The organism is Paraflavitalea pollutisoli, assembly GCF_029360705.1.
GTDB classification, from domain to species: Bacteria; Bacteroidota; Bacteroidia; order Chitinophagales; family Chitinophagaceae; genus Paraflavitalea; species Paraflavitalea pollutisoli.
This window is the reverse complement of sequence record NZ_JARKMX010000008.1, coordinates 2,154,242-2,166,938: the sequence shown is the minus strand read 5'-3', so window position 1 is coordinate 2,166,938 and position 12,697 is coordinate 2,154,242. Positions and strand designations below refer to the sequence as shown.

Annotated in this window: 8 protein-coding genes; 7 read left to right on the top strand and 1 reads right to left on the bottom strand. The window is 51.9% G+C overall.

Annotated elements, in window-relative coordinates; genetic code table 11:
- Positions 1-17: 17 nt before the first annotated feature.
- The 5 genes from P2W70_RS22375 to P2W70_RS22355 all read left to right on the top strand — a co-directional run bounded on the left by P2W70_RS22375 (position 18) and on the right by P2W70_RS22355 (position 9,601).
- A complete protein-coding gene (locus tag P2W70_RS22375) occupies positions 18-995 on the top strand; it encodes a BT_3987 domain-containing protein (protein WP_276483760.1) in 978 nt (325 codons plus the stop codon).
- A gap of 67 nt (positions 996-1,062) precedes the next feature.
- The gene (locus P2W70_RS22370; protein ID WP_276483759.1) at positions 1,063-4,251 is read left to right on the top strand and encodes a glycoside hydrolase family 2 TIM barrel-domain containing protein; all 3,189 of its coding nucleotides are present in this window, start codon (positions 1,063-1,065) and stop codon (positions 4,249-4,251) included.
- A 167-nt stretch (positions 4,252-4,418) separates the two neighbouring features.
- A complete protein-coding gene (locus tag P2W70_RS22365; protein ID WP_276483758.1) occupies positions 4,419-6,494 on the top strand; it encodes a glycoside hydrolase family 76 protein in 2,076 nt (691 codons plus the stop codon).
- Positions 6,495-6,718: 224 nt separating this feature from the next.
- The gene (locus tag P2W70_RS22360) at positions 6,719-7,951 is read left to right on the top strand and encodes a M14 family metallopeptidase (RefSeq protein ID WP_276483757.1); all 1,233 of its coding nucleotides are present in this window, start codon (positions 6,719-6,721) and stop codon (positions 7,949-7,951) included.
- Positions 7,952-8,140: 189 nt separating this feature from the next.
- Positions 8,141-9,601: an alpha/beta hydrolase-fold protein gene (locus tag P2W70_RS22355; protein WP_276483756.1), complete on the top strand. Its 1,461-nt coding sequence runs from the start codon at positions 8,141-8,143 to the stop codon at positions 9,599-9,601.
- On the opposite strand, the gene P2W70_RS22350 is transcribed toward P2W70_RS22355, so the two are convergent.
- Positions 9,594-10,766: an MFS transporter gene (locus tag P2W70_RS22350; protein WP_276483755.1), complete on the bottom strand. Its 1,173-nt coding sequence runs from the start codon at positions 10,764-10,766 to the stop codon at positions 9,594-9,596. The genes P2W70_RS22355 and P2W70_RS22350 overlap by 8 nt on opposite strands.
- Before the next feature lie 233 nt (positions 10,767-10,999).
- Here P2W70_RS22350 and P2W70_RS22345 point away from each other — a divergent pair, with 233 nt between their 5' ends.
- Both P2W70_RS22345 and P2W70_RS22340 read left to right on the top strand, forming a co-directional pair.
- Complete coding sequence (locus tag P2W70_RS22345; protein ID WP_276483754.1) at positions 11,000-12,184, top strand: MFS transporter; 1,185 nt, start codon at positions 11,000-11,002, stop codon at positions 12,182-12,184.
- Between the two features lie 2 nt (positions 12,185-12,186).
- Positions 12,187-12,696 (top strand): GNAT family N-acetyltransferase, encoded by a 510-nt coding sequence (locus P2W70_RS22340; RefSeq protein ID WP_276483753.1) that lies wholly within the window; start codon positions 12,187-12,189, stop codon positions 12,694-12,696.
- Position 12,697: the final 1 nt, after the last annotated feature.

The following is a 12,697-nucleotide window of genomic DNA, read 5'->3' as shown; positions in this document are numbered from 1 at the left end:
CAATCAAGTGAACGATCATGCGCAATCAATATATGTCCCGCTTCGTTTTTCTCGTGTGTTTGGCCGCTTGCCTGGCGCTGAATGCCTGCAAGGATGACTACAACCTGCCTTATCAACCTATTGAAAGTTATACCAGGATTTATATGGCCCAGTCGGTCAACGGTCCGGTGGTGAGGACGCTGAAGATTACCACAGAAGAACAGTCACTGGTATATGGTGCCAATTACGGCGGCCAGGGGTATCCGGATGCCGATATACCCGTTGAGTTTTTTATCAATGATGCCAAGTTGGATAGTTTCAACAAGGCCAACCGGACAAACTACGCCTTACTGCCTGCCAGCTGTTATACCCTGTCAGCCACCAGTGCGGTGATACCTAAAGGAAAGTTGAACACTGATCCACTGAGCGTGACCTTCAAGACCAGTGGAGCAGGAGCGATGAATGCGCTGAAAACTTATGTGCTGCCCATCGGTGTGACCACCAAAGCGACACCCGTCAATGAAGCCTTGCGTACCACCTTCTTTGTGGTGAAAGCGCAGCCCGACTTAAAAGATTATCCCAATTATGATCGTGCAGCCTGGAAGATTATCGCCTTTTCTTCGCAGGAAGCAACCGGGGAGGGGGCGAACAATGGCCGCGCCATTTTTGTACTCGACAACGACCCTTCTACCTTTTGGCATACACAATGGCAGGGCGGCACGCCCGGCCCTCCCCATTCGCTGACCATTGACCTTGGTGTAGAGCAGGTATTGCACGGCTTATCATTCCTGAGCCGCCAGGTGGATGGTAACGGTAAGGCCAACGAGGTAAATGTGCAGGTAAGTACAGACAATACGGTGTGGACTGATGCTGGCACCTTCAGCCTGCAAAACAACAAAAATCTGCAGCCTGTATTTCTCCCGGAGGGATTCAAGCCAGCCCGCTACTTTAAAGTGACCATCAATTCGTCCTATAGCGCTTCGTATACCTACCTGGCGGAATTGAACGCCTTTTAATTCGTTAGTGAATCGCGACAGGCCGGCAAGGGCCGGCTGTTGCATTTTTGAAACAGTATAACCAGCTATGAGCAAAGCCCCTTTTAGAAGAAAAGTAGTCCGGATCTTATGTGTATCCCTTGCGGTCTTTGTAGGCGGTCATTCAATGGCGCAGACCGCGCCCTTCAATGGCCTGTCGGCCACCGACACCGCCTTCGTACCCAAAGAAATTGAAGATCCCGAGAATACCGGGATCAACCAGGAAGCACACCACGCCACACTGATGCCGTATGCTTCCCTGCAGGAAGCCCTGGCAGCCAGGCGCAGCGCGTCCTCTTACAGTCGTAGCCTGAATGGTCAGTGGAAGTTTCACTGGGTCGATTGGCCACAGAAGCGCCCGGTGGATTTTTATAAACCGGCGTACGATGTGTCGAAGTGGAACGACATCAAGGTGCCGTCCAACTGGCAGGTGGAAGGATATGGAACTCCTTACTACAGCAATTTCAATTATATCTTTCAGAGTGATTACCCCCGGGTGATGAGCACACCACCTGTAAAATTCACAGCGTACAAAGAGAGGAATCCGGTCGGCAGTTATCGTCGCAACTTCACCGTACCGGCGGAATGGAAAGGCAGGCGGGTGTTCATCACTTTCGATGGCATCGATGCTGGTTTCTTTGTGTGGGTGAATGGTGAAAAGGTAGGCTATGGTGTCAACAGCCGCAATGCCATTGAATTCGACCTTACCAAATACATCAAGCCCGGCAACAATGTGTTGGCCGTAGAGGTATACCGGTTTACGACGGGCAGTTACCTCGAAGACCAGGATATGTGGCGGTTGAGCGGTATCTTCCGCAACGTAACGTTGTGGAGCAGCCCGCAACAGCACATACGCGATTTCTTCATACGGTCCGGATTCGATCACCACAATACCGGTGTCGCTGCAGCCTTCACCAAAGTGAAGAACTATGGCAACACGCCGGTGGCGGCGCGTGAGCTGGAATTGGCGGTGTACAAAGGGGGTACACTGGTGTCGAAATTCAAGACACCGGTCAAAGCTTTGCAGCCAGGCGAAGAAGCTAATGTGGAGCTGGCAGTGCTGATCAAAGAAGTAGAAAAATGGACGGCGGAGACGCCAACCTTATATACGAGTGTTATTTCCCTGGTAGCGGGGAATAAGGTCGTAGAGTATTTGTCGGCCCGTACCGGGTTTCGGAATATGAGCATACAGGGCCGTCAGGTAATCGTGAATGGTACGCCCATCAAATTGAAAGGCGTGAACCGCCATGAGAACTGGCCCGATGATGGTCATGCGGTGACGGAAGCGCAAATGATCCGCGATATCCAACTCATCAAACAGGCCAATTGTAACCACGTTCGTACCTCGCATTATTCCAATGATCCGCGTTGGTATGAACTCTGTGATGAGTATGGTATTTACCTGGTGGCAGAGGCCAATGTAGAATGCCATGGTGCCATGAACCGGTTCAATGAAGAACCAACGATCAAGGCGGCCATCATCGATCGCAATTTGGCGAATGTAGAGAACTTCAAAAACCATCCTTCGGTGATCATCTGGTCGCTCGGCAATGAAAATGGCAGCGGCGGTACCAATTTCCGGGCGGCGCTGGATGCCATCCATGCCATCGACTCTACCCGTATTACCCACTATGAAGGATTTGGTATCGGTAAACGTAATCCCGCGGGTATGGACAGCCAGATGTATACCGATGTGGAAAGCCTGGAGAGAAGAGCAAAAGATACTACACTCACCAAGCCATTTTACCTCTGCGAATATGCGCATGCCATGTTCAATTCCATGGGCTCGGTAGATATTTACAACGACCTGTTCGATAAATATCCCGCCTTGTTGGGTGGCGCCATCTGGGAATGGCAGGACCAGGGCATCTACAACAAACGTGATCCCAAACATCCCATTACCGCCTTTGGTGGTGGTTTTGGCGAGTATCCCAATGACCAGTATTTTATTCATAAGGGTGTAGTCTTCTCCGACCGTTCGCCCAAACCACATTTTCCGGAGCTGAAACATGCTTACCAATGGGTTACTATCCGCGAAAAGGACATCGCTCAACAACTGATTACCCTCAAGAATCGCTATCAGGCTACCAACCTGAAGAGCCTGGTGGCCTTATGGATGCTGAGTGAAAACGGCACGGTGATCGCTTCGGGTAACCTGGCCGTAGGTGATGTAGCGCCTGGTGCGGAAAAAGACATCCGGGTACCTTATTCGGTAAGCCCTAAACCGGGTGCGGAATACTTTCTGCGCATATCCTTCCAGTTGGCCAGCGCCGAAAAATGGGCGCCCGAAGGATATGAAGTGGCATGGCAGCAATTGGCGTTGGCATCGACCCCACCTGCACCGGCTAAACCTGTTGTGGGCAAAGGAGTGACCTTATCGGAAACGGCGACGTCGCTCCTGGTAAAAGGCGCGGGCTTCAGCCTGGAGTTTGATAAATCGAAAGGAACTTTCTCCCACATCGAAGAAAAGGGACAGTCTATCCTGCAACCCGGTGGAGGCCCCCTGCTGCACCTGTGGCGGGCACCCCACCAGAAAGATGATATGTGGGCTTATCCCGATTGGGAGAAGAAAGGACTCACCAGGCTGGTATGGGTAGCATCGGAGGTCGCAGGCCGACAGGTAACACCTGGTTCGGTGGAGATCAAAGCGACCCTTACCGGTACCGGTTTGCAGGGCTTCACCGTACAACACCGTGTGACGTATACCATTGATGGTGCGGGCGAAGTGCTAGCCGTGAATGAAGTGACCAGCAGTGATCCCAGTTTACCCGTAGCGAGATTGGGGGTACGGCTGTTTCTCGACAAGCGACTGGATCGCTTCGACTACTTCGGACGCGGTCCGATGGAAAATTACGGCGACCGTAAAAGCGGATTCGATGTGGGGCACTATGCCAGTAGTGTGCAGGCGCAAATGACACCGTATGAAAAACCGATGGAATGCGGTAACCATGAAGATGTGCGTTGGGCAAGGGTTCAATCGGCCCAGGGTGCTGGTCTTACCGTAGCACAGGAAGGTTCTTTACTACAGGTGGCAGCCCTGCCTTACAGCGATGAAGAAATGGCACCGGTCGAATACAAGATCGACCTGCCGGGCAGTAAGGGCACCGTACTGTGTGTAAGCTACAAAACACTGGGCGTAGGGTCACATGGTTGTGGCCCAAGACCCCTGGAGCCTTACAAAGTATACCTGAAGCCAACTACGTTCAGCTATCGGCTGAAATTGTCGGGCGGCAAGTAGAAACATTGACATTGATAGAAAACCAGGTCCGCTGTACGGGTGAACTTTTTGTTCACGGTACAGCGGACCCATTTTTACCTGAAAATATTCGGGAATACACTAAATGTATACTATGATTATTACGGATGAATGATTGCTGTATTTTATAACCAAACAATAATTGCCACATGAAGTCGACAAACCTTTTCCTATGTACTGGCACCGTATTGCTGCTGATAGCGGCGGCTACTGTCCAGGCTCAGACAGCCGGTATCGAATCCGGCGCTATTTACAAGATCCGTTCTAAAGCCAACAACAAATTGCTGAACGTGAGCAACGCCTCACTGGCCAATGGCGCCAATGTCGATATCTGGACCGATACCGACAGCGATGCCGAACGATGGCGGGTAGTGTTCGTGAACGGCAATAATTACACCCTGCAAAACATTGGTACCGAAAAATTCCTGCACCTGGCCAGTGCCACGCCGGCCAATTCGGTCAACGTAGACCAGGGTGACAACAGCAACAACAACCAGGTGCGCTGGAACATCGTCAACAATGGTGATGGCTCCTTTAGTATTCGCGCTGCCGCCAATACCGGCTTTTCTGCGGATATTGTGGCGAGCGGTTCGGCAGATGGTACGGATGTGGCGTTGTGGACCAACCATACCAATAGCAACCAGCGCTGGAGTTTTGAAAAAGTGACCGACCGGCCTGCTGCGCCTACAGCTGCTATCGCCGATGCTTTATTTACCGCCTGGAAAACGAAGTACTACGATGCGCGTACGGGCAATCAGGTCATTCCCAACGAAGGTTTCTGGGGCGTAGCCGAGATGATGGAGATCGTGGTGGATGCGTACGAAGTAACCGGGCAGACCAAGTACAAAACCCTCTTCGATGAGATGTTTGGCTTGTTCATCGCCAAGGAAGGACAGGATTGGATGTGGAATGAGTACAATGACGATATTACCTGGATGGTGCTGGCCTGTGTACGCATGGGGCTGCGCAGCAGTAACCAAACCTACCTCAACAAAGCCAAAGATCAATTTGATAAAATGTATGCCCGCGCCACGCGCGACAATGGCAACTGGCTGGTATGGAAGCAGGGTACGGCAGGCACCAACTCCTGTATCAATGGGCCGGCCATGGTGGCTTGTATGTACCTGTACCAGGCGTTTAATGATATTGCCTACGTCAACAAGGCGGTGACTTTGTACAATTGGTCGAAGGTAAACCTGTTTGAGCCGGCTACAGGTAAGGTGTACGACAACAACAACAGCGGTACCATCAATTACTGGAGTTCTACGTACAACCAGGGTACCTATTTGGGTGCTTCCGTCATGTTATACAACCATACCAATGATGCGGCGTACCTGACCAATGCGATCAATATTGCACAGTACACCAAGGTGAATATGTACAATTCGGGTGTCATCAACAATGAAGAAGGTCCGGACCTGAATGGCTTCAAAGGCATATTCCAGCGTTATGCCCGGCGGTATATCGTCGATTGCAACCGGCCCGACTTCATTTCCTGGCTACAGTTGAATGCGCGCGTGGCCTACAACAACCGCAATACAGAGAACATCATCCAGACACTGTGGGGTACGCGGGCCGCGCAGGGTACTTACTACGCTGGATTCAGCGCTTCCACGGCCGTATCCCTGCTGATCAATACGCCTTATTCCGCAACAACCAACCAATATGCGACTGTGTATAAGAATTGTAACTATTCGGGTGGGGGCGTGCCCCTGCGGTTGGGTCGCTATACGCTGACCGATCTCATAGCTGCAGGTGTGAAGAATGATGATATTTCGTCCATCCGGGTAGCCTCGGGTTACCGGGTCATTGTATATTGGGATGATAACTATACCGGCAGCTCGTTGACGCTGACGGCGGATGATGGTTGCCTGGTCGACAATGGCTGGAACGACCAGGTGTCTTCCCTGGAAGTGGTGGCCACGGCGGCAGCGCCCTTGTCGACGGTAACTACGACGACAGCTACAGTGGAAGAGGCTACATCGCCAACTAATAAAAAACTACAGGTATTGCCGAATCCTGCGTCGGATGTGTTGGTATTGAGTTATGTGGCCGCTAAATCGGCGATCGCAATCTACGATGCGCATGGCCGGTTAGTATTGCGGCAGCAGGCGGGTGCCCAGAGCGGCCCTGTGCGCCTGAATATTCATGCTTTGCCCGCGGGCGTGTATTTTGTACGGGCGGGTAAAACCACCGATAAGCCTGTGCGGCTGGTGAAGCTGTAACCATACCATCTATCTTTTTAAGAAGGGCTTTGCAGTTGAGATCACGGGTGCCGCAGTCTGCCATTGTTGCGGGGACTGTAGCGGCTTCGGGAGCGCTGCAAAGCCCTTTTCTCCTGTTCCTACCCGGTGAGCCATAAATAGTAGTCTACTTAATGAGTGGGGTGATGTATATTTGCCGGAACCTGTTCCGTACAGGCATTCGTAACCCGGATTAACCCCTCATTATGCCCAAGATTATTGCTGTTGCCCTGCTACTATTGGTATTACAATCTACGAACGCCCAATCTCTGCCTCAAAACGCTGCGCGGTTGGTACAGACGTATAATCGCCCCATTCAACAACAATGGAAGGGCGTGTTTTCTTTCCCGGGTGGGGACGTATGGTTTAGTAATAATTTTCCCGGTGCCCGGGTGAGCGGCGTGGCCAGAGTCAACGACTCACTGTATACCTTACTGATCACTTCCGAGAATACACCGGTCAATGCCAGTCCCTGGTATGCCTTTAAAGTATGGTCAAAACGACCACAGCAAATCGTCATAAAGCTAACCTATCAGCAAGGTGTCAATCATCGCTATGCACCATGGATCAGCAAAAATGGGCAGGATTGGTCCTTGCTGACACAGGAATCGGAGCGTGATTCAGCTACTCCTGACTATTCCTTCCACTTGCGGGTGGGGGCCGATACTACCTGGGTAGCCGCGCAGGAACTCAGCACCTCAGCGGATGTGCAACGCTGGGCCAACCAGGTCAGCAAAAAAGCAGGTGTACCGGTCACTGTCATCGGAAAGTCTCAATGGGGTAAGCCGATCAACGCCTTGAAATGGGGCAATCAGCAATCCTGCAGCCGCATCTTGCTGATGAGCCGCCAGCATTCACCGGAGGTAACGGGACAGATCGCACAAAAAGCCTTTGTAGAGCGGCTGCTGGAGAACGACGCTTTGGCGAAGCAGTTTCGTCAGCGCTTTTTGGTTTACTTGTTACCCATGCTGAATCCTGATGGGGTAGATGAAGGCACCTGGCGGCACAGCGCCGGTGGCGTAGACCTGAACCGGGATTGGTACGCTTTTAACCAACCGGAAACAAAAGCAGTACAACAGTATTTGCAACGAGAGCTGGCGAACACCGATAACAAACTATTGTTTGCCCTGGATTTTCACTCCACCCAGGAAGAGATCTTTTTCATCGTTGACCCCAAGCAGAAAAGCCTGTTGCCTGGTTTTTCACAGACGTGGATCCAGGCCACGCAGCAACAGGTTACTGATTTAAAACCCGTCATCCGCCCACTGGTGAGCGAAGGCCCTTCCTATACTTCCCTCAGTTATTTATTTCAAACATATGGCACGGAAACCATTGTACATGAGCTCAGCGACAATTCTCCCCGGGAATGGCTGATCCGCAAAAGCAAAGCATCAGCAGTTGCCATGATGCAGTTGTTGTTAAACCAGGTTCCAGAATAAGTTGTTTTCCGGTGGTCCTTGACTATTGTTAAAGTGGCCAGTCTTCCGGCTGGCTCCCGGATTAGCCTCTTCAGCCCCGTATTTCGACGGAACCCATCTTTTTCACATGAACATGTGGGCGACTGCACGCGTACGGGCAGCAAGGGCTGTGTAATTTCGTGGTATTATACGACCATGAATACAGCAGCTATGAAACGTTTATTGACCGTATGCCTGTTGTTGCTGACTGCTATAGCCGGCCACGCACAGGCATTTAAGATTTATGTACACCTCGATACGGCGGCCCACCTGGCGCAAACCGGTAGACTTTATGTGTTTTCCGTCACCGATACCGCTTATGGTGTGCAGGACCCCGATCCATTTCGCCCCACGCCCAGTTTCTATAAAGATGTACGCAACTGGCAACCGGGTACCGTACAGGAAATTGATGGTGCTGCCCGGGCTTATCCCATTCCCTTCGATCAGCTCAAACCTGGCTTCTATAAGTTTGCCGCTATACTGGATGTAGACACCATCGAGCGCAACAATACCACTACACCGGGCAACTGGTACTCGAGAGACGTGAAAGTGGAAGTAAGGGCGGGCAACGAAGCGCATATTCACCTGGCACGACAAATTCCTCAACGCCCATTCCGGGAGCGTGATTCCATCAAGCTGGTAAATTTCCGCAGTGCTTTGTTATCGAAGTTCCACCGGAGCGATCGGTTCATCAAAGCCGGCGTCGTGCTGCCCGCCAGCTACAGCCAGGACACCAATCGTCGATACCCTGTCGTGTTTATCATTCCGGGATGGGGTGGTACCCATTATGACATTCTGGGGCCACAGGCGGCCCAGCGATATGGTATTGGTACGGGCAAAGACAAGATCTATGTTTACCTGAATCCTGAAACACAAACCCGATTTGGCTTGCATGCCTTTGTCGACTCAAGGGTGAATGGCCCCTGGGGCAAGGCCTTGGTGGAAGAGCTCATTCCGCACCTGACCAGCCAATACCGTATCGATCGCGACCCGTTGCAACATTTCGTCATGGGGCAAAGTTCCGGAGGCTATGGAGCTTTGTGGTTGCAGTTGAACTATCCCAAATCCTTTGGAGGTTGCTGGGCGGTATCGCCCGATCCGGTGGATTTCAGCAATTTTACCGGCGTCGATCTGTACGAGCCCGGCGCTAATCTGTACGTCGACAAGACTGGTGCGGAACGTCCATTCTTTATCGTCGACGGCAAGCCGTTGGGTACCCTGAAAAAGTTTGTGGCCCTGGAAGACTTTCTCGGCGACGGCGGTCAGCTGCAATCATTCGAAGCTGAATTTGGCGTGCCAGATAAGCAGGGAAGACCACAGCTGATGTACAATCGGGCTACAGGCGCCATCGATCCAAAGGTAGTGGCAACCTGGCAAGCCTATGACCTGGGCCGCTTTTTACTAACCCACTATAAGAAATTGGCCAAAGACCTCGATCAGAAAGTGCATGTGTATGCCGGAGCCGATGATAACTTCTTCCTCGATAAAGCGGTGCTGTTGTTTAGGGAGAAAGCCGCTCGGGTGAATGCGGCTATGGCCATCGAATTGTTTCCAGGTGCCAATCACTGGACGATCTGGAATCCGGCCTTTACCCAACGGGTGCAACGCGAGATCGACCAGCGGATCAAATAGCGAGGGGCTTTTTGATGGGCTGCATGGTAGCCACATTGACAATGGCTGTAATCGATAACAGGGCCATGAAGGTGGTTGACCAGGCCCAGCCGCCCGCGTCGTAGAGCTGGATGGCGAAGAAGGCACCCAGGGCCCCGCCAACAAAATAGCTCGTCATGTACACAGTATTGATGCGGCTATTGGCTGTATGATCCAGCGAGTAGATGATGGCGATATTGGTGACCTGCGTAGCCTGCACGCCAATATCCAGGAGGATGACCGTTATCCAGATGGCGATGATCGTACCTGGAAACAATTTCAACGCAATAATACTAACCAGTGTCAAGCTGGTGGAGAATAGCAGGGAGCGATGCGGCGTGCCTTTGTCGGCTAATTTACCGAACACGGGTGCGACGAGGGCGCCCGCAGCTGCCAGTAAACCAAACAGGCCGATCTGTGAGGGCGCGTAATGGAAAGGTGCTCCGCTCAAGTAGAAGGTAAGGGTGACCCAGAAGGCACTGAGGGTGCCAAAGGCCAACATGCCGGTGAGCGCTGCTTTACGCAGTGGGGAGAATCTGCCCAGCTGTGCAACAGTAGATCGCAGCAGTCCGAAGTAGGTGCCAGTGAAGCGGGTAGGCACGGTGGGAAAATCTGCCTGCATGAGTAGGGCTGTAGCCATTACCAGGCCCGACGACAGGATGTACACATACTGCCAGCCCAGCCAGTTCGTCACGAACCCACTGAATACCCGGGCTACCAGGATACCGATCAGCAGGCCGGTAAATATTTGGCCGACCACTTTACCCCGATGTTCCTGTACCAGACTCGCAGCCATGGGCAGGATAACCTGTGCTACCACGGCAAACACACCAATGAGCAGACTACCCGCATACAGGACGGATAGATTGGGCGCGAAGCCTATCAATAGTAAGGAGGCGATCAAACCGATCTGCAAGTACAGGATGAGTTTTTTACGCTCGATCATATCGCCAACAGGCGTCAGTAAAAACAGACCGATACCATAACCGATCTGCGACAATACGGAGATGCTGCCGGCTTTTTCTGTAGTGATATCGAAGTGCTGCGCGATCGCTTGCAGGATGGGCTGACTGTAATAGACATTGGCCACGGCGATGCCTGCCGTGGCTGCCATGATGAATATTTGCGTGCGTGTTAAGGTAGTCATGGTACAATGGTTGGTTCTCGCAAAACTATCGTAACAGCTGGGCTGGCAAAGCGGCCCGTCGACGAACAGGCATTTGTCGTCGATTTGAGGGTAGGGAAGTGCTTGGTGTCATCCATCGGTTTTATCGATCATTTCCATAGAAAAAGACCATTTTACCAATTTAGCCTATTGTCGGACTTTTGTGGCCGACAATGAATAGTTCAATACATAAGCCAGAAGCATCCCTACCCGGTATGTGGCAGATCGCACTGCTGGGCGTTGCGCAGATCCTGTTGTGGGGCGGTTCTTATTTTTTGCTCTCCGTGCTGGCTGCCCCGATCATGGAAGATAGGCAGTGGTCGTACCAGCAGATCTATGGTTGCTTATCACTGGCCTTGTTGATTGCTGGCCTGCTGTTGCCGCGGATTGGCCGACTGATCGATACGGCAGGGCTGAATGTTGCCTTGCAAAATGCAGGCATCGTGATGGCCGTTGGCTTGGTATTGGTAGGACTGGCACAACATTATTCTTTATTTATTACCGGCTGGGTCATTATCGGCTTAGCGATGGCCATGGGCTTGTACGACGCACTGTTTGCTTCACTCGGTAAGCAATATGGGCACCAGGCGCACAAAGCGATCGTGCAAGTAACCTTGATCTCTTGCCTGGCCCCTTCCATCTCCTGGGCATTCTCCTCTTTCTTATTGCAGCAGTTCGGTTGGCGTAATACCTGTTTTGTGTATGCGTTGTTGCTGGTATTGGTGATATGGCCCATCCACCGGTATGTATTTCGGGTACAGGATAATCGTATACTACCTGTGAAGGAAGCGGCTCCCGCTGCGGTGTTGTCGCCCTCACTGTTCCGGTCGCCGGTATACTACCTGATCCTCTTTAATTTTACCATTGGCGCATTGCTCAATACGGGCATTGTAATATATCTCATCGATATATTATCGGCCAGGGGCATGGTCATGGCGAGTGTGCTTGCCATGACAGCCCTGTTGGGGCCCAGTCAGGCCGCTGCACGGGCTATTGAACTGATATTGCCCGGGAAATCTGTGTTGGGTAGTGCGGTCTGGTCGGGCCTGGCGCACCTGGCAGGTATTCTCCTCTTGCTGGGAGGGGCCTATACGGCTGCCCTGGCGGTGGTGCTCTTTGGTCTAGGCAATGGTATGCGTTCCATTTTAAGGGGTACCTTACCGCTGCACGTTTTTGGCAAGGAAGGTTATCCGGTCATCATCGGCCGGCTGGGTCGCCTGCCGTTGATAGCGCAGGCCATTGCTCCCTTTGCCGGTGGATTATTGATTGCGCGGGCGGGCATGACTGCCTTCCTGGTGACCTGTGCTTCGCTGGCCGCCATTAACCTGGTGGCGGTTATCTTTATCCGGCGATTGGTGCCGCAGTCGCCCCGTGAAAAACAAGAAATGATCAAACAATGAATATGGACTATAATTTCAGAAAAGCAGTATCGGAAGACCTGGATGCCATCTGGGAGATCCTGCAGCAGGCTATTCTCCGCAGAAAGAAAGATGGTAGTCAGCAATGGCAGGATGGTTATCCTAATCCAGTCGTCGTGCAAAAAGACATCGACAACGGAGCCGGCTATGTATTAATAACGGGTGATGTGATTGTTGGTTATTGCGCCATTCTAGTCAACGACGAGCCGGCTTATGCGGGCATCGAAGGTAAATGGTTGACGGAGGGTGATTTTGTCGTGTTTCACCGGGTGGCCATTGCTGAGCAACAGTTGGGTAAAGGCCTGGCAAAAGTATTGTTTGGTTTTATTGAAGATTATGCCAGAACCCACGGCATTATGAGTATCAAGGCGGACACGAATTTCGACAACCCGGCGATGCTGAATTTGTTTCAAAAGCAGGGATATGTGTATTGCGGCGAAGTGTATTTCCGCGGCAGTGCGAGAAAGGCTTTTGAGAAGGTGTTGACTGCTTAAG